The following is a 25,391-nucleotide window of genomic DNA, read 5'->3' on the forward strand; positions in this document are numbered from 1 at the left end:
GACGGCCCCTAGGGGTACCTCCTTACTACGGCTCGGGGAGGGTTCGTACCGACGGAGGAGGAGACGGGGGGCGGGCCGTCCTTAACCTGGCTTTATGCCGCTGGGGACGGCGTTCCTGAACTTCGGGGGTGGGGTTTTCCCCCGCAGAAGACTGCGCTGGGCACCAGAGACCCGGACCCCCTCCCAGCAGCAGACTCATGCACATACCGCAGAGCGATGCGGAGCAGCGCGGAGCAATACAGAGCAGCACAGGGCAGCACATCGCCGGGTATCCGTGCGCTCTCCATACTGACCGACTTAGGAGACATACCGTGACATCGGCTGTAACCATCACCAGGCACGGGAGCACTGGAGGGCGTACTGCCGTTGCCGCACGGGCACGGCAGGTCGTGAAGGCGTACGGGTCCGGTGAGACCCGCGTCGTCGCCCTGGACCATGTGGATGTCGACATCGCGCGGGGACAGTTCACCGCGATCATGGGCCCCTCGGGTTCCGGCAAGTCCACCCTCATGCACTGCCTCGCAGGCCTCGACACCGTGACGTCCGGCCAGATCCACCTCGACGACACCGAGATCACCGGGCTCAAGGACAAGAAGCTGACGCAACTGCGCCGGGACCGGATCGGGTTCATCTTCCAGGCGTTCAACCTGTTGCCGACGCTCAGCGCCCTGGAGAACATCACACTCCCCATGGACATCGCCGGCCGCAAGCCGGACAAGGGCTGGCTGGCGCAGGTCGTCGAGACCGTCGGGCTCAAGGACCGGCTCAAGCACCGGCCCAACCAGCTCTCCGGCGGCCAGCAGCAACGCGTCGCCGTGGCACGGGCGTTGGCCGCGCGGCCCGAGATCATCTTCGGTGACGAGCCGACCGGAAACCTCGATTCCCGTGCGGGCGCCGAGGTGTTGGGCTTCCTGCGCCGCTCGGTGGACGAGCTGGGGCAGACCATCGTGATGGTCACGCACGACCCGGTGGCCGCCTCGTACGCGGACCGGGTGCTGTATCTGGCCGACGGGCGGATCGTCGACGAGATGTTCCGGCCGACCGCCGACAGCGTTCTCGACCGTATGAAGGACTTCGACGCGCGGGGGCGTACGTCATGACTGTGCTGAAGACCTCGATGCGCAACTTCTTCGCGCACAAGGGCCGGATGGCCCTGTCGGCGGTGGCCGTGCTGCTGTCGGTGGCGTTCGTGTGCGGGACTCTCGTCTTCACCGACACCATGAACACGACGTTCGACAAGCTGTTCGCGGTCGGCACCCCCGACGTCACGGTGTCGCCGAAGGCGGCCAAGAACGACGAAACCCCGCAGAACGGGGTGCCGGAGTCGCTGCCGGCCTCCGTGCTGGCGAAGGCGCAGCAGGCCCAGGGCGTCAAGTCGGTGGAGGGCGCGGTCAGTTCGATGAACGTGACCGTCGTCAACAGTGAGAACAAGAACATGGGGTCCAGTACCGGGGCGCCGACCTTCGCGGGCAACTGGACGCGCAACGACCTGCGTTCGATGGAGATCACCAGCGGTCACGCACCACGCGGGCCCACCGAGGTGATGGTCGACGCCGACACAGCCGACAAGCACCACCTGAAGATGGGCGACGAGCTTCGTACCATCGCGCAGACCGGTGACATCAGCGCGCGGATCGTCGGTATCGCCACCTTCAAGGTGACCAACCCCGGCGCGGCCGTCGTCTACTTCGACACCGCCACCGCACAGCGTGAACTCCTGGGCGCCACCGGGCGGTTCAGCCAGCTCTACGTGACGGCGGCCGACGGGGTCACCGACACGCAGCTCAAACAGAATGTCACCAGCACGCTCACGGCCGCCGGCGCTTTCAAGATACAGACGCAGAAGGAGTACTCCGACGAGAACCGGGAGGGCATCGGCGAGTTCATGAACGTCATCAAGTACGCCATGCTCGGCTTCGCCGGGATCGCGTTCCTGGTCGGCATCTTCCTGATCATCAACACCTTCTCGATGCTGGTCGCCCAGCGGACCCGCGAGATCGGCCTGATGCGGGCGATCGGCTCCTCCCGCGGTCAGGTCAACCGGTCCGTACTCGTGGAGGCGCTGCTCCTCGGCTTCGTCGGATCGATCCTCGGTGTCGGCGCGGGGGTCGGCATCGCGATCGGCCTGATGAAGCTGATGTCGATGGCCGGCATGAACCTCTCCACCGACGATCTGACGGTGAAGGCGACCACCCCGGTGATCGGTCTGGTCCTCGGCGTCGTCGTCACCGTCCTCGCCGCCTACCTTCCCGCCCGCCGCGCGGGCAAGGTCTCCCCGATGGCCGCACTCCGCGACGCCGGCACCCCGGCCGACGGCAGGGCGGGCCTCGTACGGGGTCTCATCGGCCTCGTCCTGACGGGCGCCGGCGGCTTCGCCCTCTACCTGGCCGCCACCGCCGACAAGGCGAGCGACGGTTCGCTGGTCCTCGGCGCGGGCGTCGTACTCACGCTCCTCGGGTTCGTCATCATCGGCCCGCTCCTGGCGGGCGCCGTCGTACGGGTGCTCAGCGCCGTACTGCTGCGGGGCTTCGGGCCCGTCGGCCGGCTCGCCGAGCGCAACGCACTGCGCAACCCGCGCCGGACCGGTGCCACCGGCGCCGCCCTGATGATCGGCCTGGCCCTGGTCGCCTGCCTCTCGGTGGTCGGCTCGTCGATGGTCGCCTCGGCCACGAGCGAGCTGGACGCCTCGGTCGGCGCGGACTTCATCGTCCAGGGCAACCAGCGGATCGTGCCGCAGGCGGAAAAGGCGATGCAGCACACGCCCGGCCTGACCCACGTCACCCGCTACAAGGAGGTCGAGGTCACTCTGACCCCGTCCGACGGCAGGGCGGAGAAGACCGAGCTGACGGCCGCCGACCCGACGTACGCCTCCGACCTGCGCCGCACCACCATCTCGGGCACGCTGAGTGCCGCGTACGGCAAGGACGCCATGTCGGTGGGCTCCGGCTACGCCAAGGACCATGGCGTGAAGGTCGGCGAGACGATGACCGTCGCCTTCAAGGGCGGCTCGACGGCGAAGCTCAGGGTCGCCGCGATCACGGACGACGACGTGGCGATCGACAAGGGCTCGCAGTACCTGTCCATCGCGACGATGGAGAAGTACCTGCCCGCCGACAAGATCCCGCCGAACAGCCTGATGTTCGCCTCGGCGAAGAAGGGCCAGGAGGAGGCGGCCTACGCGGCGCTGAAGAAGGCCTTCGACCCCTACCCGCAGTACCAGGTCCGTGACACGACCGACTACAAGCAGGAACTGAAGGACCAGATCGGCCAGCTCCTGAACATGGTCTACGGCCTGCTCGCCCTGGCGATCGTGGTGGCGGTCCTGGGCGTGGTCAACACGCTGGCCCTGTCGGTGGTGGAGCGGACACGGGAGATCGGCCTGATGCGTGCGATCGGTCTGTCACGGCGGCAACTGCGCCGGATGATCCGGATGGAGTCGGTGGTGATCGCCCTCTTCGGCGCGCTGCTGGGGCTCGGCCTGGGAATGGGCTGGGGTGCGACGGCTCAGCAGCTGCTCGCCCTGGAGGGCCTGAAGGTCCTGGAGATCCCGTGGACGACGATCGGCGGGGTGTTCGTCGGGTCGGCCTTCGTGGGTCTGATCGCGGCGCTGGTGCCGGCGTTCAGAGCGGGGCGGATGAACGTGCTGAACGCGATCGCTACGGACTGACCGGCCAGGGGGAACGGGGAACGGGGGAGCGGGGGAAGGCCCGGCGCCGGGGAGTCTGCGGACTCGTCGGCGCCGGGCTTCGTGGTGAGGTGGGTTCACGTTGGTTCAGCGGGCTGTCCACCACGAGGTACCTGCTCCGGTGGCCGTCGTCACCAGCGTGGTGAGCTACATCGGGATGCTGGACGGCATTCGGTCGAGGGTGGATCTGATGTGGCGCGGTGCCGTTCCGCTAGTCGGCGGTCACTCCCCAGTAACCGATCTGCGCGGGCAGGCCGTCGCGGTAGAGCACCGTGCAGTTTCCCTGGGCACGGTCAGGGAAGGCCAACCGCTCGCTGTCGAGTGCGTCGTCCCAATCCGCGTAGGTGGGTCGGGCGTCGGGAGCCCACGCACGTACCTCACCGTCAGTCAGTGGCCGCATGTACGGGCCGTCATCGGTGTCCGTGGCGTCGATCATGAGGGGGAAGTCCAGCACGGTGCCCGTGCCTCCGGTGAGGATGTACTCGTGCCAGTCGGGATCGCGCCACAGCTCCTCGATGGATCGGCCTTCGAAGCCGTGGTTGTCCCGTGCCAGTGTCTCTTCCTGAGCCTGCCGGAACGCGGCCGCAAGGTCACGCTGATACGGGCCCGTGTGGCTCCATGCGTTGCCGCCCATCCTCGATCCTCCCCCATCTGAACTGTTCGATCGGAACCGCAGCGTAGGAGACGGCACTGACAACGCACGACGCCCGCGCTTCCACCGCCGCTCGATGCACTCGGCGCAGCAGCCGGTCAGGAGGCCGGTGTGGCGCGCGTTGTCCACAGGCGCCGCACCTGTCCGCGCGGCGTCGTACCCTGGACACCCCCCGGCCCGTCAGACGTGTCGGGCGGTTCGCGTTGCCCACCCCTGACCACCCACCCCTCACGAAAGCCCCCTAATGAGCCTGCACGGTCTGCTCGACGTCGTAGTCAAGGACGCCGCCCTCGCGGAAGCGATCAAGGCCGCCGGCGACGGCAACCGTATGCACGTCGACCTGGTCGGACCACCCGCCGCCCGCCCCTTCGCCGTGGCCGCGCTGGCCCGCGAGTCCGGGCGCCCGGTGCTGGCCGTGACCGCGACCGGCCGGGAGGCCGAGGATCTCGCCGCCGCCCTCAGAACGCTGCTGCCACCGGACACGGTCGCCGAGTACCCGGCCTGGGAGACCCTCCCGCACGAGCGACTCTCACCCCGCAGCGACACCGTCGGCCGCCGCCTCGCCGTACTGCGCCGTCTGACGCACCCCCGCCCCGACGACCCGGAGACCGGGCCGGTCTCGGTCGTCGTGGCCCCCGTGCGTTCCGTACTCCAGCCGCAGGTCAAGGGGCTCGGCGAGCTGGAGCCGGTCGCGCTGCGGACTGGCAGGACCGCCGACCTCGGCACCGTCGTCGAGGCGCTGGCCGCCGCCGCGTACTCCCGCGTCGAGCTGGTCGAGAAGCGCGGCGAGTTCGCCGTACGCGGCGGCATCCTCGACGTGTTCCCGCCCACCGAGGAGCACCCCCTGCGGGTGGAGTTCTGGGGCGACGACATCGAGGAGATCCGTTACTTCAAGGTCGCCGACCAGCGCTCCCTCGAAGTCGCCGCGCACGGGCTGTGGGCGCCGCCCTGCCGCGAACTGCTGCTCACGGACGAGGTGAGGGAGCGGGCCGCCGCCCTCGCCGAGGCCCACCCGGAGCTCGGGGAGCTGCTCGGCAAGATCGCCGAGGGGATCGCCGTGGAGGGCATGGAGTCCCTCGCTCCCGTACTCGTCGACGACATGGAGCTGCTGCTCGACGTCCTGCCCAAGGGCTCCATGGCCGTCGTGTGCGACCCGGAGCGGGTACGGACCCGGGCCGCCGACCTGGTGGCGACCAGCCAGGAGTTCCTGCAGGCCTCCTGGGCGGCCACCGCGGGCGGCGGCGAGGCGCCCATCGACGTCGGCGCGGCCTCCCTGTGGTCCATCGCCGATGTCCGGGACCGGGCGCGCGAGCTGGACATGATGTGGTGGTCGGTGTCGCCGTTCGCCGCCGACGAGGAACTGACGGATTCGTTTGCCGCTGACGCGGCGGGGGACACGCTCAAACTGGGCATGCACGCGCCCGAGACCTATCGCGGGGACACCGCGAAGGCGCTCGCCGACACCAAGGGCTGGCTCGCGGACGGCTGGCGCACGGTGTTCGTCACGGAGGCGCACGGCCCGGCCGCCCGTACGGTCGAGGTGCTGGGCGGCGAGGGCATCGCGGCCCGCCTGGAGTCGGACCTGACCTCCCTGACGCCCTCCGTCGTGCAGGTGGCGTGCGGCTCGATCGACTTCGGGTTCGTCGACACGAAGCTGAAGCTCGCCGTGCTGACCGAGACCGACCTCACCGGACAGAAGGCCGCCGGCAAGGACGGCGCCCGTATGCCCGCCCGGCGCCGCAAGACCATCGACCCGCTGACTCTCGAAACCGGCGACTACATCGTGCACGAGCAGCACGGTGTGGGCCGGTACATCGAGATGGTCCAGCGGACCGTGCAGGGCGCGACCCGCGAGTACCTCGTGGTCGAGTACGCGGCGGCCAAGCGCGGCCAGCCCGGCGACCGTCTCTACATCCCCACCGACCAGCTGGAACAGATCACCAAGTACGTCGGCGGCGAGTCACCCACCCTCCACCGGCTCGGCGGCGCCGACTGGACGAAGACCAAGGCGCGCGCCAAGAAGGCCGTCAAGGAGATCGCCGCCGACCTCATCAAGCTGTACAGCGCGCGCATGGCGGCCCCCGGGCACGCCTTCGGGCCCGACACACCCTGGCAGCGCGAGCTGGAGGACGCCTTCCCGTACGTGGAGACGCCCGACCAGCTGACCACGATCGCCGAGGTCAAGGACGACATGGAGAAGACGGTCCCGATGGACCGCCTGATCTGCGGCGACGTCGGCTACGGCAAGACGGAGATCGCCGTCCGCGCCGCCTTCAAGGCAGTCCAGGACGGCAAGCAGGTCGCCGTCCTCGTCCCCACGACTCTCCTCGTACAGCAGCACTTCGGCACCTTCGGTGAGCGCTACTCCCAATTCCCGGTCAACGTGCGGGCGTTGAGCCGCTTCCAGACGGAGACCGAGGCGAAGGCCACCCTGGAGGGCCTGCGGGAGGGCTCGGTGGACGTCGTCATCGGCACGCACCGGCTGTTCTCCTCCGAGACCAGGTTCAAGGACCTCGGACTCGTCATCGTCGACGAGGAACAGCGGTTCGGCGTCGAGCACAAGGAGCAGCTGAAGAAGCTGCGCGCCAACGTCGACGTGCTCACGATGTCCGCGACGCCCATCCCCCGTACGCTCGAAATGGCGGTCACCGGCATCCGCGAGATGTCGACGATCACCACGCCGCCGGAGGAGCGTCACCCGGTGCTGACCTTCGTCGGCCCGTACGAGGAGAAGCAGATCGGCGCCGCGATCCGCCGTGAACTCCTGCGCGAGGGCCAGGTCTTCTACATCCACAACCGTGTCGAGTCCATCGACCGGGCGGCGGCGCGGCTGAGGGAGATCGTCCCGGAGGCACGGATCGCTACGGCCCACGGCCAGATGTCCGAGCAGGCGCTGGAGCAGGTCGTCGTCGACTTCTGGGAGAAGCGGTACGACGTCCTCGTGTCGACGACGATCGTCGAGTCCGGCATCGACATCTCCAACGCCAACACCCTCATCGTGGAGCGCGGGGACAACTTCGGTCTCTCCCAACTCCACCAGCTGCGCGGGCGAGTCGGGCGAGGGAGGGAGCGCGGGTACGCGTACTTCCTCTATCCCCCGGAGAAGCCTCTGACCGAGACCGCGCACGAGCGGCTCGCGACCATCGCCCAGCACACCGAGATGGGCGCGGGCATGTACGTCGCCATGAAGGACCTCGAGATCCGTGGCGCCGGAAACCTCCTCGGCGGCGAACAGTCCGGTCACATCGCGGGAGTCGGCTTCGACCTGTACGTACGGATGGTCGGCGAGGCCGTCGCGGACTACCGGGCCTCACTGGAGGGCGGAGTGGAGGAGGAGCCGCCGCTGGAGGTCAAGATCGAGCTCCCGGTCGACGCCCACGTCCCGCACGACTACGCCCCCGGCGAGCGCCTGCGCCTCGCGGCCTACCGGTCCATCGCCTCCGCCAACACCGAGGCCGACATCAAGGCCGTACGGGAGGAACTCGTCGACCGTTACGGCAAGTTGCCCGAGCCGGTCGAGAACCTGCTGCTCGTGGCGGGGCTGCGGATGCTCGCGCGTGCCTGCGGAGTCGGTGACATCGTGCTCCAGGGCACCAACATCCGCTTCTCGCCGGTGGAGTTGAGGGAGTCGCAGGAGCTGCGGCTCAAGCGTCTCTACCCGGGGACGGTCATCAAGCCGACCGCACACCAGATCCTCGTACCGCGCCCCAAGACGGCGAAGGTCGGCGGAAAGCCCTTGGTCGGGCGGGAGTTGCTCGGCTGGACCGGGGAGTTCCTCGCTTCGATCCTCGGGTCGTGAGTGTGGGTGAGGGTGAGGGTGAGGTCGTGAGTTGGAGGTCCTGCGCGAGGGCGTGAGCGCGCAGGAAGCGACAAGAGGAAGCCGCCCGTGGCCCGTTGAGGGGTGCGGGCGGCTTCTCCCTTTGTCTCAGGCTTCGGGGACCTCCGGGGCTAAGGCTGTTCGGGCCTGTCGCGATCGCGATCCATACCCATCGCGCCCTCGACCCGCTGCTGCGCGTCGTCGACCTGGCTCGTGTACTTGTCGCCCGTCTTCTCGTTGACCTTCTTCTCCGCGGTGTCGGAGACCTTCTGTCCCGTCTTGCCGCGCATCTGGTCCTTGAACTTGTCGAAGATGCCCATCCAGAGCTCCTTCCGGAGGTGAGTCAGCATCGACGATACGCCCGGTATGCGGAATATGCCCCTTGAGTGCCGGTGGGCGCCCCTGTGGTGGGGGAAGTCCGGCCGATAGCCTGGCGACCGGCGGACTACTGCGGGCGAGCGGGGGAACTGGCAGTAGCGGGCGGGGACGGGAACGGGCAGTAGGGGAGGGGCGCAACGTGGTGTGTCTTAGGGGTGGGGGCGTCGCCGCCGTCGTACTCGTGGTGGTGTTCGGCGTCGGCGGGTGCAAGGGCGAGACCCTGGGGTCCGCAGGGCCCGACGAGAGCGCGAGCGGTGCGGCAGGCGGGGGAGGCACCGGCGGGGGCGCGGCGCTCGCCGCCGTCGACTCGCTGACCGTGAAGGGGCGGGCGCCCAAGACGGGATACGCCCGGGACCGGTTCGGCACCGCGTGGGCGGACACCGACTCCAACAAGTGCGACACCCGCGACGACATCCTCAAACGGGACCTGGTCGATGTGCGGTTCCGCAGCGGCGGCTGCAAGGTGGCGGCGGGGAAACTGGATCCGGACCCCTACAGCGGCAAGGACGTTACGTTCACGCGGGGCCGCAGCGAGGTCGACATAGACCACATCGTCGCGCTCTCGGACGCCTGGCAGAAGGGCGCCAAGTACTGGGACGCCAGCAAGCGCATAGCGCTGGCCAACGACCCGCTCAACCTCCGTGCCGTCGACGCGAGCACCAACCGCAGCAAGGGGGACGGTGACACGGCGACCTGGCTGCCGCCGAACAAGGCGTACCGCTGCACGTATGTCGCCAACCAGGTCGCCGTGAAGAAGAAGTACGAGCTGTGGGTCACGGAGGCGGAGAAGACCGCGATGAAGAAGGTGCTGTCGGGGTGCGCCGGGCAGAAGCTGCCGGCCGGCGGCAATCCGACGGAGGCGCCCGCGCGGTTCCACGCGAGCTGAGTTTTGGTGCCGGTGGGGTTGGTGGACCGGCGTTGGTGTGGGCGTCTGCTGGGGGCTGCCGCCCCCAGGCCCCCGCTCCGGCCCTGAACGGGCCTTGTCCTCAATCGCCGGACGGGCTGGAGGGTGTCGGCTCGGGCTGGATAGGACCGCTCCGGGCTGGAGGGCGCCGACTCTGGCTGGATGGGTCCGCTCCGGGCTGGAGGGCGCTGGCCCTGGCTGGATGGGTCCGCTCCGGGCTGGAGGGCGCTGGCCCTGGCTGGATGGGTCCGCTCCGGGCTGGAGGGTGTCGCCCGGGGGCTGGGGTGCAGTGCGCGATCCGGTTACCGTTTCGCCCATGGAGTTGAAGGTCTCGTCCCTCGCCGAGCGCCCCGAGATGTATCGCCAGGTCGTCGAAATGCCCGACACCTGGCCCGAGTTGATGCAGCACGACTTCACGGGCAACGCCCACTACGACCGGATCGCCACCGAACTCCCGGAGCACGTCCTGTTCGCCGAGGACGAGCGGGGCGAGGTCGTCGCGCACGCCTACAGTGTGCCCTTCGCGCTCGCCGCCGACGGCCGGGGCGGGGGCGAACTGCCCGCGCGTGGCTGGGACCAGGTGCTGGTGTGGGCGTTCCAGGACCTGCGCGCCGGTACCCGTCCGGACACGGTGAGCGCGATCTCGATCGTCGTCTCCCCGAACGCGCAGGGCACGGGACTGTCCGGACGCATGCTGGCGGCGATGCGGGACAACGCCGCCGCGCACGGTTTCCGCGAGGTCGTCGCCCCGGTGCGGCCCAGCGCCAAGCACCTGGAGCCTCGGACGCCGATCGCCGAGTACGCCCACCGGGTGCGCGAGGACGGTCTGCCCTACGATCCCTGGCTGCGTGTGCATGCCCGGGCCGGCGCCACGATTGTCGCCGTGGCGCCTGCGTCGATGTGCGTCGCGGCCTCGCTGGAGGAGTGGCGCGCCTGGACGGGCCTGCCCTTCGACAGCGACGGCGAGGTGGAGGTACCCGGGGCACTGGTGCCGGTGCGGTGCGACATCGAGCACGGGTACGGGGTCTATGTGGAGCCCAACGTGTGGATGCGCCACACCCTGTGACCAGCGGTCCGGCGGCCGGGCTCAGCCGCCCAGCGCGTCCAGGTCGAGGATCTCGCCGCTGGGCTTCCGGGCTGCGACAGGCTTGTCGTAGTCACTGAAGACGATGGTCCCCGGGTCCTTCGCCGACTTGCTGTCGACCTGGAGGAGATAGGGCTTGCCCTTGCTGGCGACGTACATCGTGTACTTGTCCTTGCCGTCCTTCTCCGTGACGACGACGGCAGGCACACCGCCGACGGTCGTCGTGCCATCCCGCGTCACACCGAAGCCGGGCCCGGAATCGGCTTCCTTGAAGTCGGCGAGCACGCTGTCCAGGTCGCAGAAGTCCGCGAGGTCCTTGGCGTCGGAGCCGGTCGCGGACATCTTGGTCCACTTTCCGGCCAGCATGGCCACGACCGCGTCGGTCTCCTCCTTCGACGAACCCTGGCTCTGCGCCCGCAGGAACTTCTCGTCGTACCGCATGTAGAGGGTGGTGCCGGACTTCACGAGCTCGGCCTTGCCCTCACGGTTCATGCTCATCGTCCCGACGCAGTCGCCCCGCTTGTCGAGGGCCATGTCGATCCGGATCGTCCCCCCGCTCTCGTCGTCCGGGACATTGCCCGTCATGCGCAGCGACGAGGCACCCGAGGTGGCTGTCAGCGATCGTTCGGCTATCTCGCTCGCGGTCAGTCCGGCGAACGGGTCCTTCGGCTTGGCGGCCGTCTTGTCCGCCGTCTTACCGGCTGTTTTCTCGGCCGCCCGGCCGGACGGCTCGCTGTCGCCGCTCTGGCAGCCGGCGACCCCGGCGACGGTGACGGCGGTGAGGCAGAGGGCGGCAAGTGTGCTTCGGTGCATGGGAGTTCCTCCGAGTTTTCGTGGTGACGGTGGTGAGGGACGAGCCGGGTGGAGCTGGGAAGGGTGGGCGGCGGTGGCGCAGTCCCCGGCGCTTCGCCACCGCCGCCCGGCTGGGGACAGCGAGAGAAGGGCGCGCCCGCCTCTTTCCGGCGGATGCTCGTTCGCTGGGTCAATAACAGCAGAGCGTGTGAACCGAGTCAACACGATTCACGCGATGCTTCGTGTACACGGCGTGAATGGGTAGATCTTGCGTACGTCGGTATGCTCGGCGTCACAGTGGATCGAGGGCTGCACGACCAGGACTGTGTACGGAGATCAGAGCCGTACGCGGGAACGCCGAAGCCGTGCACGGGACGAGGGGAGCGCGGAGCGTGCAGGACAACGCCACGGAAGTGACCGCCGCCGGCATCGCACGGCTCGCGGGCGTCGGCCGCGCCGCCGTCAGCAACTGGCGCCGCCGTCACGCCGACTTCCCCAAGCCGGTCGGCGGCACCGAGACCAGCCCCGCCTTCGCCCTCGCCGAGGTCGAGTCCTGGCTCCGCCGCCAGGGGAAACTCGCCGAAGTGCCCCTCCGTGAACGTGTCTGGCAGCAACTCGTCGGCCACCCCGAGGGCCCGGCCACCGCCCTCGTCCACGCCGGCTGCGTCCTGCTGCTCATCCACGACCGCCCGACCGTCTGGCTGGAGCTCGGCGCGGTCTCCGACGAGCGCCTCGCCGCCCGCCTCCCCGGCACGCTGGAGCAGGTGATCGCCCCGCGGTTCGGCGTCGCGGGGAGGCGCAGGGTTCACACCTCGCCTGCCGCGCGGGGAGTTCACACGGCTCCCGCCGCGCAAGGGGTTCACAGTCCGACTGATGTTCGGGGGGTTCACACCCTTCCGGGTGAGCGTGGTGCGTCGGCTGTGAACGAGCCGGGGGGCGTGAACATCCAGGGTGCTGTGAACACTCCGCCCGGCGTACACGCCGCTGCTCCCGCAGCCGGTGTGCACACGTCCCCTCCCGCATCCGGCGTTCACACCACCCCCGCCCCGCCCCGCGTGCACAGCGAGCCCCCCGTACACAGCGGCAGCGTCGCCGGCACCTCCGCAGCCGCCCCCGCCGTACACACCCCCACCGGCCCCGAACTCCTCCCCTCCGTCCCCCTCCTCCGCGGCGTCGCCGAGCTCGCCGCCGAGATGGGGGCACGGCAGGCGTACGAGTTCCTGGTCGGGCGGCATCTCGACGCCAACCCGCGGCAGTACACGCTCACCCCGGCCGAGCTCGCCGCGCTCATGGGGGACCTCGCCGGCCCGGCGCGCACCGTGCTCGATCCGGCCTGCGGCACCGGCGCGCTGCTGCGGGCCGTTCCGGCGCGCGGTGCGCGGGAGGTCGAACGGGACGATTCCGAGCGGGAGTTGTACGGCCAGGACAGTGCCCCGGAGCTGGCCGCGCTCACCGCCCTCCGGCTCGCGCTCCAGGGCCGGAACGTGGTCGTACGCACGGCAGCCGGGGACACGCTCCGCGCGGACGCGTACCCCGGGCTCAGGGCGGACGTGGTCCTCTGCCATCCGCCGTTCAACGAGCGCAACTGGGGGCACGACGAACTCGCCTACGACGCCCGCTGGGAGTACGGGTTCCCGGCCCGCAACGAGTCCGAGCTGGCCTGGGTGCAGCATGCGCTCGCCCGGCTCAGGGACGGCGGCACCGCCGTGCTGCTGATGCCGCCGGCCGCCGCCTCCCGGCGTTCGGGGCGCCGTATCCGCGCCGATCTGCTGCGGCGCGGTGCGCTGCGCGCGGTGATCGCGCTGCCGGTCGGCGCGGCACCCCCGTACAACATCCCGCTGCACCTGTGGGTGCTGCGGCGGCCCGACAAGGCGCCCGCGCAGCCCGAGGTGCTGCTCGCCGACACGGGGACGGTCGCCGAGCACAGCGGGCGCGGGGGGCTCGACTGGGAGGCCGTGCGCACCGCCGTTCTCGGCGCCTGGCGGCCCTTCGAGCGAGCCGGCACGGCGGTCGAGCAGCCCGGGGTGGCGCGTTCCGTGCCCGTCATCGAACTCCTCGACGACGACGTCGACCTCGCCCCGGCCCGCCACCTCCCGCTCGCCACCGCGGGCGACGGCGAGCACCTGAGCGACGTACGGGAGCGCCTGGGCGAGACCCTGCGGCTGACCGTCGACCTCACTCCGCCCGCCCCCGCCGGACCCACCGAGGAACAGCCCGGGCGCTGGCCGCTCATCACCATCGGCGAACTCGCGCGCGGGGGCGCCCTGGTGATGCGTACCGGCGGAAACGGCGGCCACGCGCGCGTGCCCGTGCTCACCGACCAGGACGTCCTCGCCGGAACCGCTCCCTCCGGCACACTGCCCGAGAGCGACGAGGCGGCCGTGCGGGTGGCGGCGGGCGACGTCGTCGTGCCGATCCTCGGCGGCGGATCCGTCGCGCGCGTGGTCGACGACGCGACCGCGGGGGCCGTTCTCGGCCGCAGCCTCGTCCTCCTGCGGCCCGATCCGGCCGCCCTCGACCCGTGGTTCCTCGCCGGTTTCCTGCGCGGCACCGCCAACAACCGCCAGGCCAGCAGCTACGCGTCCACCGCGACCCGGCTCGACGTGCGCCGACTGCAACTGCCCCGACTGCCGCTGGACGAACAGCGGCGCTACGGCGCGCGGTTCAGGGCGCTCGCCGAGTTCGAGGAGGCCCTGCGCCGCGCGAGCCGGCTCGGCGGACAGCTCGTACGGGGCATGTACGACGGGCTGACGGACGGGACCGTCGCGCCCGACTGACGTGCCGATGCCGCTCTGATCCGACGGTTCCCGAGCCGCGATGCGGGGCGGCAGGACCGCAGGACAACAAGGGGCGGCGGGACGACAGGACGACAACGGTTCGGTACAACCCGGACCTGTTGTCGGTGTCGGCCTATACGCTCGAACTCCGACATCGAACCTGTCACTCGTACGCCCGTCCCCGTCGGCATCACCCGGTCCAGGAGCAGTCATGTACGGCCCCGGCGCGCCGCCGCCCACCCGCAGCGCGGGCACCGTCATCACCCTGCGCGTGCTGATCGCCGCAGCCGGGTTCCTCTCGTGCGGCCTTTTCGCGTGCCTGCCGCTGTTCCGCGTCGCCTTCCTGCGCGGCCGGTGGTTCAACTGGGCGGCGGCCTGGGCGAGTCTGCCGCTGTCCATCGTGTGCCTCGCGGTGGTCGGCACGGTGGACGAGAGCAACGTCAAGGGCGACATCGCCCTCGCCGTCGTGCTGATCCTGGGCGCCCTGGCCAGCGCGTACTTCCTGGTCATGGACATACGGCACGGCAACTGGCAGCACCCGTACGCCGGTTACCCGCAGGCGCAGGCCTCGACCGTGCCCCCCGGGTACGGCTACCCGCCCCCGTCGCCGTACGCGAACATGCAGACCGGGCCGCAGCAGCAGCCCCCCATGCCCCACACGCCGATACCCCAGCCCCAGCCCCAGGCTCCGGCACCCCGGCCGCCCGTCGCGCAGGGCCCCGTACCGCCCCCGCCGCAGCGCCCCGCGCCCGCCCGCATCGACCAGGTGCGCGCCGAACTCGACGAGCTCAGCGACTACCTGCGCAAGCACGACAGCAACGGCAATGGCAACGGCGGCGGAGACGGCAGCCAGAACGGCAACGGCAACCCCGAGGGCGGACGGTGAGCGTGGCGACGGGCCGTGTCATCGCCGACCGGTACGAACTGTCCACGCTCATCGGACAGGGCGGCATGGGCCAGGTGTGGACCGCGTACGACCAGCGGCTCGACCGGCGCGTGGCCGTGAAACTGCTGCGCCCGGACAAGGTCGCCGGCCAGGAGGCCGACGAACTGCGGCGCCGCTTCGTGCGCGAGTGCCGGGTGACCGCGCAGGTCGACCACCCCGGCCTGGTCACGGTCCACGACGCGGGCAGCGAGGGCGAGGAACTGTTCCTCGTCATGCAGTACGTCGACGGCGCCGACCTCTCCGACCACCTCGCCGAACACGACCCCTACCCCTGGCAGTGGGCGGTCGCGGTGGCCGCGCAACTGTGCGCCGTGCTGAGCGCCGTGCACGCCGTGCCGATCGTCCACCGCGACCTCAAGCCGCGCAACGTGATGGTGAAGCAGGACGGCACGGTCACCGTCCTCGACCTGGGCGTCGCCTCCGTCATGGACACGGACACGACCCGCCTCACCCACACCGGTTCACCCATCGGCTCGCCCGCCTACATGGCCCCCGAGCAGGCGATGGGCGGCGCGGTCGGCCCGTACACGGACCTGTACGCACTCGGCGTACTCCTCCACGAACTCCTCAGCGGGGACGTGCCGTTCTCCGGCTCGACGGCCCTCGGGGTGCTCCACCGGCACCTGTACGAGCCGCCACTGCCCGTGCGCCGCCTCAGACCCGAGGTACCCGATTCGCTGGAAGCGCTGGTCCTGCGGCTGCTCGCCAAGGACCCGCAGCACCGGCCCGCCTCCGCGCAGGAGGTGTACGAGCACCTGGCGCTGCTCCTCCCGGAGCGAGGGATGCCCACCGGGGCACCCCTCGACCCCACGCGCCCCTTCCTGCGCCCGCACGCCCCCTGGCCGGACCGCGCCCGCACCCCCGCGCCCCAGCCGACGGCAGCCCCGGCCGCCGACAGACCCGACGTCGCCAGAGCCGTCGACGAGGTCAAACGCCTCCTCGGCGAGGGCCGGATCACCCAGGCCGTCGACATCCTCGGCGGGATCCTGCCCGCCGCCGCCGAACAGCACGGCGAGCACTCCCCGGTCGTCCGCACCCTGCGCAAGCAGTACGCGGCCACCCTCATGGACGACGGCCAGTACCGCCGCGCCCTGCCCGAACTGCGCCGCCTCGCCGACGAACGAGCCGCCGAGGCAGGCCAGGCCGACCCCCAGGCGCTGCGCTTCCGCTACGAGGCCGCCCAGTGCCTCGAACAGCTCGGCGAACCCGCGGCGGCCCTCGCCGAGTACCGCGCCCTGCTGCCGTACTACGAGAACCAGTACGTCGCCGGCGACCCGGAACTCGCCCTGGACGTCCGCCGCCGCATCGGCCACCTCCTCCTCGCCCTCGGCGACCGCACCGCCGCCCGCGACACCCTCGCCCGCCTCCTCCACGACGTGGAACGCACCCGCGGCCCCGGGCACCCACTGGCGGCGGAGATCCGGCGGACACTGGAGTGGCTGGGACAGGTGCGCGGCTAGTGTTTGCCGTGGCTTGAGGGAATTTTGTAGGCCTCCGGAGCCGGTTTTTCCCGAACACGGGAACGGCGCCGGTTACGTTGCGACCTGCTTCCGTGTCATAGAACCAGGGGTGGGTCCACGTGGTGTCCAGTCACCGGCAGTCCAAGAAGCGCCGATACGTCACCTGGGCGGCGGCCGGCGCGGCCGTCGTCGCCGGGGCCGGGATCGCCGCGCAGTCGTCGATGGCCGCCACCACCTGGCCCGCCCAGCGCACCTACACCGGCCGCGCGTTCGACACCTGCACCGCGCCCTCCCTCGCCGCGATGAAGGCCTGGCGCACCAACAACTTCTACGGTGCCGCAGCCGTCTACATAGGCGGCAAGAACCGCGGCTGCGCCCAGCCCAACCTCACCGCGTCCTGGGTGAAGTCGGTCAGTGCACAGGGCTGGAAACTCATCCCCCTGTACGTCGGCGCCCAGCCCTCCTGCCAGACCGGCTCCAGCCCCGAGAAGATCACCGCCGCCACGGCCGCCTCCCTCGGCGCGACGGACGCGGCGGACGCGGTGACGAAGGCCTCGGCGCTCGGTATGAAGGCCGGCAGCCCGGTCTACCTCGACATGGAGTCGTACGACATCACGAACAAGGCGTGCAACGACGCCGTACTGACGTACGTACGCGCCTTCGACAAGACGCTGCAGGCCAAGACGTACCGCACCGGCTACTACGGCTTCACCAGCTCCAGCGCGAAGGCGATCGCCCAGGCCACCGACCGCACCAACCTGCCGGGCAACATGTGGTACGCCCTGTGGGACAAGCAGAACACCACCACCGCGGACTGGCCCTTCGCCGCCACCCAGTGGACCAACCACAGCCGGGCCCACCAGTACATGGTCAACAGCAAGGAGACGCGCGGCGGTTACACGATCACCGTGGACCGCAACGCGTGGGACGCACCGGTGGCGATCACCGGCTGAGGCCGCCAGGGCGGGCACGGCGGGCATGGCGGTGCCCGAAGTCCCGGTGAATCGTTGGTCGAATGGCTTGGCCGGAGCCCGGCCACTGCCTAACATCGATCACCGCAAGACTTTGTGCACCGCCGCACAATCTCCTCAGGAGGCTTCCGTGCACCGCCGTCGTCGCACCGCGCTCTTCCTCTCCGCCGCGATCGTCGCCGCGGCACCCCTCCTCACCGCCTGCGGAAACGACGCGCACCCCGGCGCGGCGGCCGTCGTCGGCGGGCAGCGGATCACGGTCGCGCAGCTGGAGAGCAGGGTGAACGAGGTACGCGCGGCGCAGCGGGCGGCCACCGCGGACCAGGCCCAGTACGCGCAGGCCGTCGCCAGAACCGGCAGCCTCACCCGGGACACCCTGCACACGATGGTCCTCGACCGCGTCCTGAACCAGGCCGCGAAGAACGCGGGCGTGACCGTGACCCGCAAGGACGTCCAGACCCTGCGCGCCTCCCTGGAACAGCAGGCGGGCAGCGCGAAGGCGCTGACGGACGCCTGGCTCCAGCAGTACGGCGTCGCCCCGGCACGCCTCGACGACAGCCTGCACACCGAGATCGTGGCCCAGAAACTGGCCGCCGCGCTCGGCGCCGACATGAACTCGCCGGACGGCCAGGCCACGTTCTGGAAGGCGATGTCCGAGGCCTCGAAGACCCTCGACGTCGACCTCAACCCGCGCTACGGCAGCTGGGACGTCCAGAAGAGCAGCCGCGTCGACGCGAAGACACCCTGGCTACGGGAGATCACGGCGGCACAGACGGCCCAGGACACGGCGTGACGACCACGGTGTGACGGCCATGGTGTGACGGTTGCCCGTACGGGCGTACGAGCGTACGGGCACCGGTGCGCACAGGGGCGTCAGGCCTGTGGACAACCGGCGGGGCTGTCGGCGGCGTGGGTTACGTTCGGAGAGTGAACGCAACCAGCGGCTTCGAGACCGCTCCGGAGACGGAGACCGACCCCGGTCGTGTCGTCCTGCTCACCACCAGCCACCGCGTCGCGCCAGGCCTGCTGTCCTGGCCCGCCTGGCAGACGCTGCACGCGGCCGACCGGGTGCTGTGCGCGGACGGTACGCATCCGCAGCTCCCGTATCTGCGGGACGCCGGCATACCGGTCGCCGAGATCGCCCCGACCGCCGAGGAGCTGATCGACGCCTGCGCCGGAGGCCGGACGGTCGTGGTCGTGACGACGGGCGAGGGCGACCCGGCCCTCACGGACGGCCTGGCACGCCTCGCGGGCTCCGGCCGCGTGCGGATGCCGGACCTGGAACTCCTCCCCGCCTCCTACGACCTCCCCGGCGCCCGCCTCCTCGACCTCGTCCAGGTCATGGACCGCATCCGCCTGGAGTGCCCGTGGTCCTCCCGCCAGACCCACAAGGGCCTGGCGAAGTACGGCATCGAGGAGGCGTACGAACTCGTCGAGGCGATCGAGGACGGCGACCGGGACGAGCTGCGGGAGGAGCTGGGGGACGTCCTTCTCCAGGTCGTCTTCCACGCGCGCATCGCCGAGGAGGGCATCGAGGAGGAAGGCGAGGAGGGCACCGCCCCGTTCTCGATCGACGACGTGGCGGCCGGCATCGTCACGAAGCTGATCCACCGCCACCCGCACGTCTTCGGCGACGAGACCGCGTCCACACCGGAGGACGTCAAGGAGCACTGGCTGCGCACCAAGGCCGTCGAGAAGCGGCGGGAGTCGGTGACGGACGGCGTGCCCCTGGGCCAGCCGGGCCTCGCACTGGCCGCGAAGCTGGCGTCGCGGGTGCACACGGCGGGCCTGGACGTCCCGCTGCCGCAGGGCGAGGGCATCGGATACGAACTGCTGGAGATGGCGGTACGCGCGGAGACGGAGGGCGTGGACCCGGAGGCGGCGCTGCGGGCGGCAGCGCGGGCCTATCGGGATGCGGTGCGGGTGAGGGAAGGGGTGGCCGGGGCGACTGCTGGGGAGTGACAGCGCCCTGAACCGGGCCCGGCCGTAGGTACCGTCGCCCCGGGGCCGGGGCCGGGGCCTGTGCTGAGGCGTGGTGGTCGGGGGCGCGGGGGAGGGGAGGTGTGCCGGAGAGTGCGGCCGCGTCGGCGCCGACCAGGGCCTCGCTGAGGGCCTCCGCCCTCCCGATACCGTCACCGGGTGACCAACCAGCCCCCCGCCACGCCCCCGACCCCCGCTCCCGAACTCTTCACCTGGGAGTTCGCGACGGATCCCTACCCCGCCTACGCCTGGCTCCGTGAGCACGCGCCCGTGCACCGGACCAAGTTGCCCAGCGGCGTGGAGGCCTGGCTCGTCACCCGTTACGTCGATGCCAAGCAGGCCCTCGCCGACCCCCGGCTCTCCAAGAACCCCGCGCATCACGACGAGCCCGCGCACGCCAAGGGCAAGACCGGTATCCCCGGGGAGCGCAAGGCCGAGTTGATGACGCATCTGCTCAACATCGATCCGCCGGACCACACCAGGCTGCGGCGGCTCGTCGCCAAGGCGTTCACTCCGCGACGGGTCGCCGAGTTCGCGCCCCGGGTGCAGGAACTCACCGACGATCTCATCGACCGGTTCGCGGCGAACGGCTCCGCCGATCTCATCCACGACTTCGCCTTCCCACTGCCCATCTACGCGATCTGCGATCTGCTGGGCGTACCCCGTGAGGACCAGGACGACTTCAGGGACTGGGCCGGGATGATGATCCGGCACGGAGGAGGGCCCCGGGGCGGGGTCGCCCGGTCCGTCAAGAAGATGCGGGGCTATCTCGCCGAGCTGATCCACCGCAAGCGCGAGGCGCTGTCCGACGTCCCCGAACCCGGCGAGGACCTCATCTCCGGGCTCATCCGCGCCTCCGACCACGGCGAGCACCTCACCGAGAACGAGGCCGCCGCCATGGCCTTCATCCTCCTGTTCGCTGGTTTTGAGACCACAGTGAACTTGATCGGCAATGGGGTCTACGCCCTGCTCACCCACCCCGAGCAGCGCGCCCGCCTCCAGGCCTCCCTCGCCGTCGAGGACTCCTCCCTCCTCGAAACCGGCATCGAGGAACTCCTCCGCTACGACGGCCCCGTTGAGCTGGCCACCTGGCGCTTCGCCACCCGGCCGCTCAGCATCGGCGGACAGGACATCGGGGCCGGCGACCCCGTCCTGGTCGTCCTCGCCGCCGCCGACCGGGACCCGGCGCGGTTCGCCGACCCCGACACCCTCGATCTCGGCCGCCGGGACAACCAGCACCTCGGATACGGCCATGGCATCCACTACTGCCTCGGCGCCCCGCTCGCCCGACTGGAGGGGCGCAGCGCGCTGGCCACCCTCCTCACGCGTCTCCCTGACCTGCAACTCGGCGCGGACCCGGCCGAGTTGAGGTGGCGGGGTGGGCTCATCATGCGAGGACTGCGTACCCTGCCCGTCGAGTTCACGCCGGTTCGCGGAACCGGGCGCGCGGCGCCGGAGGGGTCGTAGGAGTTCGCGAGAAGGTGACACTCCCTCAACAATGTGATCTTCACGTGATCTGTGCGGCATTAACTTGTGACAAGTGATCGCCTGTCGATACGTTCGTGCACCAGTGCGATGCCTTGCATCATCTGTCGCACCGCTCCTCGCTGTCTCGTGAAAGGCAATCGCATGCTCTCCGGGAACGGTCGTCACCGTCGCCCCCGTCAGGCCCCGGCTCTGCTTGTCTCGGCCGGCGTGGCAGGCTCCGCCATCGCGATTCCGCTGCTCGGCGCGACCGGGGCCAGTGCGGCCAGCGGTACCACCTGGGACCGGGTCGCGGAGTGCGAGAGCGGCGGTTCCTGGAGTGCCGACCCCGGCAACGGGTTCTACGGCGGGCTCCAGTTGACCCAGGCGGACTGGGAGAAGTACGGCGGCCTCGCGTATGCCACGAGCGCCGACCAGGCCAGCCGCTCGCAGCAGATCGCCGTCGGCGAGAAGATCCTCGCCGACCAGGGCGCGGGGGCCTGGGAGGCCTGTGCGCTGCTGTCCGGGCTCGGCAAGGACACCGGATCGGCCGGTGTCGACACCGGTGTGGCCGAGGGTGACACCTCGGAATCGACCGCGGGTTCGGGCTTGGGTCTGGGTCTGGGCCTGGGGTCGGGGTCGGACTCCTCTTCCTCCTCCTCGGCTTCGGAGTCGCCCACGCCCTCGGCATCTCCCTCCACCGGCTCCCCGGCCTCGCCCGGGGCCTCCGACTCGTCGCCGTCCCCCACGCCGTCCGCCGGGGCGACGACGGGCTCTGCCGACCCCACCGACCCCGCCGGGTCGGTCACCTCGCCGTCCCCTTCCTCCTCGTCGCCCGGTGCGGGTGACGTGAAGGAGGGCGACAGTTCACCCACAGATTCCGTAGTAGGTGGAGAGCGGGGCAACTCCGGGCAGAGTGCGGCAAAAGGGGTCGATGCGACCGAAGGTGAGGCCTCCGTCGGTACCGGCCGGCACCGCGGCAAGGCCGAGGGCTCGTACGCCGGCGGCATCGGGGGTGTCCTCTGGGGTGTCACCGACTCCCTCGACCTCGCCGGCGGGCAGTCCGCGGATCCCGCCGGGACCGAGTCCTTCCTTGACGCGGACTCGGGCCTCATCCTTCCCGGTCAGACCCTTGCGGTAGGTAGCGAACCCGGGCAAAACTAACCGGAGTTCACGTCCTGGTTTCGCGCTGAATGTCCTTTATCAATGCGGTGAGACAAAGGTCTCAGAAGCCCTGATCGTCTTTGTATTTCAGAGGATCAGCTGTTTACGGTCGTCATCGCCCGCCACAGTGGGCCCCGCCGGTCGCAACGCCGAATCCTGCCAACGGCCGTACGGGAACAGTCGTCGCTATCAAGCGCCGTAGGCAGGAGCGGGGGACCCAAGGTAAGTGCCGCACCGGGCAGTTGTCCGGAGCGGCTTGGGGTGAAGCCGTACGCCGCCCGAGAGGGACGTACGGCCGGGCAACTCAACCGGCCCGAACCCGACAGCTCACCTCGCAGGCGTCGGTGAGGGGATCACGCATGCTGTTTACCGGTAAGGGCAAGCACCGCCGTCCGTCCAAGGCCACCCGGGTCGTCGCCATCGCCGGTGTCACCGGCGCCGCGGTCGCCGCTCCGCTTCTGGCGGCCGGCTCCGCCTCTGCCGCCACTTCCGCCGAGTGGGACACGGTCGCCCAGTGCGAGTCCGGCGGCAACTGGTCCATCAACACCGGCAACGGCTACTACGGCGGCCTCCAGTTCTCCGCCTCGACCTGGGCCGCGTACGGCGGCTCGGCGTACGCCTCCACCGCCGACCAGGCCTCCAAGTCCCAGCAGATCACCATCGCCGAGAAGGTCCTCGCGGGCCAGGGCAAGGGTGCCTGGCCGGTCTGCGGTGTGGGCCTGTCCAACGCCTCCTACGGCGGCGGCTCCAGCGACAGCTCGTCCAGCGGTTCCAGCAGCTCGGGCAACTCCAGCAGCTCCAGCGGCTCCGGCGAGACCTCCACCCGCTCCACCGACAACCAGCAGGCCTCCCGTTCGCAGGAGCGGCCGGCCGCGAAGAAGACCGTCACCACCCCGACCGGCAAGAAGGTCAAGAAGGGCGACGGCGAGTACAAGGTCGTCAAGGGCGACAGCCTGAGCGCCATCGCCGAGGCGCACGACGTCAAGGGCGGCTGGCAGAAGCTCTTCCAGCTGAACAAGGACATCATCGACGACGCCGACTTCATCTTCCCGGGCCAGCAGCTGCACCTCAGCTGACGCGGCTGTACCGCGGCTGACCCCGGTCACCGGCGGGCCGGAACCTCCCCCAGACCCCGGCCGGCTCGTAGGTGAACCACAGGGCCCTCACATCCGTGCCTTCCATAGTGGAGGCCTCGCGAGGGCCACCCCCGTCCCCCACGGGCTCCCCGCTTCGGTGCGTCTTCCCCCGTACGCACCGGAGCGGGGCTTTTTGTTCCCTGGGGGAACAATGTTTACCCTGGGTTCCGTTCATGTTCCGTCCATGGGGTGGTCGGACGGCTGGCCGATCCCCCGGAGCCGGTTAGGCTCATCATCGCGGAGCCGCCGCGGCCCCGTACCCGCGAGGCCCAGCAGCCCCGCGTACCCGCGTCACATCCCATGAAGGAGATGCTCGTGCCGTCCATCGACGTCGTCGTAGCCCGGGAAATCCTCGACTCGCGAGGCAACCCCACCGTCGAGGTCGAGGTCGGCCTCGATGACGGCAGCACCGGTCGTGCCGCCGTCCCGTCCGGCGCCTCCACCGGAGCCTTCGAGGCCATCGAACTGCGCGACGGTGACCCCAACCGCTACCTCGGCAAGGGTGTCGAGAAGGCCGTCCTCGCCGTCATCGAGCAGATCGGCCCGGAGCTCGTCGGCTACGACGCCACCGAGCAGCGCCTGATCGACCAGGCCATGTTCGACCTGGACGCCACCGACAACAAGGGCTCCCTCGGCGCCAACGCCATCCTCGGCGTCTCCCTCGCCGTCGCCCACGCCGCCTCCGAGGCCAGCGACCTGCCCCTCTTCCGCTACCTCGGCGGCCCGAACGCGCACCTGCTGCCCGTTCCGATGATGAACATCCTCAACGGTGGCTCCCACGCGGACTCCAACGTCGACATCCAGGAGTTCATGATCGCCCCGATCGGCGCGGAGTCCTTCTCCGAGGCGCTGCGCTGGGGCGCGGAGATCTACCACACCCTCAAGAAGGTGCTGAAGACCAAGGGCCTGTCCACCGGTCTCGGCGACGAGGGCGGCTTCGCCCCGAACCTGGAGTCCAACCGCGCCGCCCTCGACCTCATCATCGAGGCCATCAAGCAGGCCGGTTACGTCCCCGGTGAGCAGATCGGGCTCGCGCTCGACGTCGCCGCGTCCGAGTTCTACAAGGACGGCAAGTACGAGTTCGAGGGCAAGTCCCGCACGGCCGCCGAGATGACCGAGTACTACGAGGAGCTCGTCTCCGCGTACCCGCTCATCTCCATCGAGGACCCGCTGTACGAGGACGACTGGGCCGGCTGGAAGACCATCACCGACAAGCTGGGCGACAAGGTCCAGATCGTCGGCGACGACCTCTTCGTCACCAACCCGGAGCGCCTCGCCCGTGGCATCGAGGAGGGCTCGGCCAACGCCCTGCTCGTCAAGGTCAACCAGATCGGCTCGCTGACCGAGACCCTGGACGCCGTCGAGCTGGCCCAGCGCAACGGCTTCAAGTGCATGATGTCCCACCGCTCCGGCGAGACCGAGGACGTCACCATCGCCGACCTCGCCGTCGCCGTGAACTGCGGCCAGATCAAGACCGGCGCCCCGGCCCGCTCGGACCGCGTCGCCAAGTACAACCAGCTGCTGCGCATCGAGGAGATCCTCGACGACGCCGCTGTGTACGCCGGTCGCAGCGCCTTCCCGCGCTTCAAGGGCTGACCCAACCAGGGTCAAGGCATAGCCAGTCGTACGTACGTCCCCGTATCCGGTCCCGTACCGTGTGCGGGGACGTACGCGTGTGTGAAGGGGAGGCGGGGAACATGGCCGTGAAGGACCGGGACCGGTTCTCCACCGCGACCAGGATCAAGCTGCTCGGCGAGCAGACGGCGGCCCGCGTCTACCGTTCCCAGACCAAGCGGCAGGCCCGCCGCTCCCGTCTGACCGGCCGGGCGGCGCTGCTCGCCCTGGTCCTGTGCACGTTGATCGTGGCCCTTGCCTACCCGATAAGGCAGTACGTCTCCCAGCGCGCCGACATCGCCGAGATGGAACGCGAACGCGACCAGGCCAGCCGGCGGGTCGAGCAGCTCCGCGACCTGAAGGCACGCTGGCAGGACGACGCGTACGCGGAGCAGCAGATCCGGCAGCGGCTGCACTATGTGATGCCGGGCGAGACCGGGTACATCGTGATCGATCCCGACGCGGCGAAGCAGTCGCGCGCAGACCTCGGCGCGGCCGACCGCCCCTGGTACGCGAACGTCTGGGACGGCGTGGACAAGGCCGACGCCGCCGACCAGTGAAGTGAAC

19 protein-coding genes and 1 riboswitch are annotated in these 25,391 nt (G+C 70.3%); of the genes, 16 read left to right on the forward strand and 3 right to left on the reverse strand.

Going from position 1 to position 25,391, the window contains the following annotated elements; all coding sequences use genetic code 11:
- Nucleotides 1-311: 311 nt before the first annotated feature.
- Entirely contained in the window at nt 312-1,100 is a 789-nt protein-coding gene (locus OHN74_RS25995; RefSeq protein WP_327697008.1) for an ABC transporter ATP-binding protein, read from the forward strand.
- Nucleotides 1,097-3,667 carry an ABC transporter permease gene (locus tag OHN74_RS26000; RefSeq protein WP_327697009.1) on the forward strand — a complete coding sequence of 857 codons (2,571 nt, stop codon included), beginning with the start codon at nt 1,097-1,099 and terminating at the stop codon, nt 3,665-3,667. The genes OHN74_RS25995 and OHN74_RS26000 overlap by 4 nt, the downstream gene beginning before the upstream one ends.
- A 229-nt stretch (nt 3,668-3,896) precedes the next feature.
- On the opposite strand, the gene OHN74_RS26005 is transcribed toward OHN74_RS26000, so the two are convergent.
- Nucleotides 3,897-4,319 (reverse strand): hypothetical protein, encoded by a 423-nt coding sequence (locus tag OHN74_RS26005; RefSeq protein ID WP_327697010.1) that lies wholly within the window; start codon nt 4,317-4,319, stop codon nt 3,897-3,899.
- A gap of 262 nt (nt 4,320-4,581) precedes the next feature.
- On the opposite strand from OHN74_RS26005, the gene mfd reads away from it, so the two are divergent.
- Nucleotides 4,582-8,136 (forward strand): transcription-repair coupling factor, encoded by a 3,555-nt coding sequence (mfd, locus tag OHN74_RS26010; RefSeq protein WP_327697011.1) that lies wholly within the window; start codon nt 4,582-4,584, stop codon nt 8,134-8,136.
- A gap of 149 nt (nt 8,137-8,285) precedes the next feature.
- Here the strand turns inward: mfd and OHN74_RS26015 are convergent, their stop codons facing one another.
- Nucleotides 8,286-8,474, reverse strand: a complete 189-nt coding sequence (locus OHN74_RS26015; RefSeq protein WP_327697012.1) for an Rv0909 family putative TA system antitoxin — start codon at nt 8,472-8,474, stop codon at nt 8,286-8,288.
- Between the two features lie 200 nt (nt 8,475-8,674).
- On the opposite strand from OHN74_RS26015, the gene OHN74_RS26020 reads away from it, so the two are divergent.
- On the forward strand, nt 8,675-9,418 hold the full coding sequence (locus tag OHN74_RS26020; RefSeq protein WP_443060573.1) for an HNH endonuclease family protein: 744 nt from the start codon (nt 8,675-8,677) through the stop codon (nt 9,416-9,418).
- Between the two features lie 334 nt (nt 9,419-9,752).
- Nucleotides 9,753-10,502 (forward strand): GNAT family N-acetyltransferase, encoded by a 750-nt coding sequence (locus tag OHN74_RS26025; RefSeq protein ID WP_327697014.1) that lies wholly within the window; start codon nt 9,753-9,755, stop codon nt 10,500-10,502.
- Nucleotides 10,503-10,523: 21 nt separating this feature from the next.
- Here the strand turns inward: OHN74_RS26025 and OHN74_RS26030 are convergent, their stop codons facing one another.
- Nucleotides 10,524-11,333 (reverse strand): hypothetical protein, encoded by an 810-nt coding sequence (locus OHN74_RS26030; RefSeq protein WP_327697015.1) that lies wholly within the window; start codon nt 11,331-11,333, stop codon nt 10,524-10,526.
- 371 nt (nt 11,334-11,704) lie between these two features.
- Here OHN74_RS26030 and OHN74_RS26035 point away from each other — a divergent pair, with 371 nt between their 5' ends.
- The 11 genes from OHN74_RS26035 (at nt 11,705) to OHN74_RS26085 (ending at nt 25,384) form a co-directional block, all read left to right on the forward strand.
- A complete protein-coding gene (locus OHN74_RS26035; protein ID WP_327697016.1) occupies nt 11,705-14,089 on the forward strand; it encodes an N-6 DNA methylase in 2,385 nt (794 codons plus the stop codon).
- Nucleotides 14,090-14,300: 211 nt separating this feature from the next.
- Nucleotides 14,301-14,975, forward strand: coding sequence for a hypothetical protein (locus OHN74_RS26040; RefSeq protein ID WP_327697017.1), 675 nt, complete (start codon nt 14,301-14,303; stop codon nt 14,973-14,975).
- A gap of 38 nt (nt 14,976-15,013) precedes the next feature.
- Nucleotides 15,014-16,495: a protein kinase domain-containing protein gene (locus tag OHN74_RS26045; RefSeq protein WP_327700274.1), complete on the forward strand. Its 1,482-nt coding sequence runs from the start codon at nt 15,014-15,016 to the stop codon at nt 16,493-16,495.
- A 122-nt stretch (nt 16,496-16,617) separates the two neighbouring features.
- On the forward strand, nt 16,618-17,448 hold the full coding sequence (locus tag OHN74_RS26050; RefSeq protein ID WP_327700275.1) for a glycoside hydrolase domain-containing protein: 831 nt from the start codon (nt 16,618-16,620) through the stop codon (nt 17,446-17,448).
- Nucleotides 17,449-17,596: 148 nt separating this feature from the next.
- Nucleotides 17,597-18,259, forward strand: a complete 663-nt coding sequence (locus OHN74_RS26055) for a SurA N-terminal domain-containing protein (protein WP_327697018.1) — start codon at nt 17,597-17,599, stop codon at nt 18,257-18,259.
- 134 nt (nt 18,260-18,393) lie between these two features.
- On the forward strand, nt 18,394-19,428 hold the full coding sequence (locus OHN74_RS26060) for a nucleoside triphosphate pyrophosphohydrolase (protein WP_327697019.1): 1,035 nt from the start codon (nt 18,394-18,396) through the stop codon (nt 19,426-19,428).
- A 177-nt stretch (nt 19,429-19,605) separates the two neighbouring features.
- Nucleotides 19,606-20,913: a cytochrome P450 family protein gene (locus OHN74_RS26065; protein WP_327697020.1), complete on the forward strand. Its 1,308-nt coding sequence runs from the start codon at nt 19,606-19,608 to the stop codon at nt 20,911-20,913.
- Between the two features lie 228 nt (nt 20,914-21,141).
- Nucleotides 21,142-22,074 carry a transglycosylase family protein gene (locus tag OHN74_RS26070; protein ID WP_327697021.1) on the forward strand — a complete coding sequence of 311 codons (933 nt, stop codon included), beginning with the start codon at nt 21,142-21,144 and terminating at the stop codon, nt 22,072-22,074.
- 184 nt (nt 22,075-22,258) lie between these two features.
- Nucleotides 22,259-22,430: riboswitch (cyclic di-AMP (ydaO/yuaA leader) on the forward strand.
- Nucleotides 22,431-22,433: 3 nt separating this feature from the next.
- Nucleotides 22,434-23,150 (forward strand): transglycosylase family protein, encoded by a 717-nt coding sequence (locus OHN74_RS26075; RefSeq protein WP_327697022.1) that lies wholly within the window; start codon nt 22,434-22,436, stop codon nt 23,148-23,150.
- A 369-nt stretch (nt 23,151-23,519) separates the two neighbouring features.
- A complete protein-coding gene (gene eno / locus OHN74_RS26080; protein WP_053741659.1) occupies nt 23,520-24,806 on the forward strand; it encodes a phosphopyruvate hydratase in 1,287 nt (428 codons plus the stop codon).
- Between the two features lie 101 nt (nt 24,807-24,907).
- Nucleotides 24,908-25,384 carry an FtsB family cell division protein gene (locus OHN74_RS26085; RefSeq protein WP_327697023.1) on the forward strand — a complete coding sequence of 159 codons (477 nt, stop codon included), beginning with the start codon at nt 24,908-24,910 and terminating at the stop codon, nt 25,382-25,384.
- Nucleotides 25,385-25,391 lie beyond the last annotated feature (7 nt).

It is taken from the genome of Streptomyces sp. NBC_00459 (assembly GCF_036013955.1).
Lineage (GTDB): Bacteria > Actinomycetota > Actinomycetes > Streptomycetales > Streptomycetaceae > Streptomyces.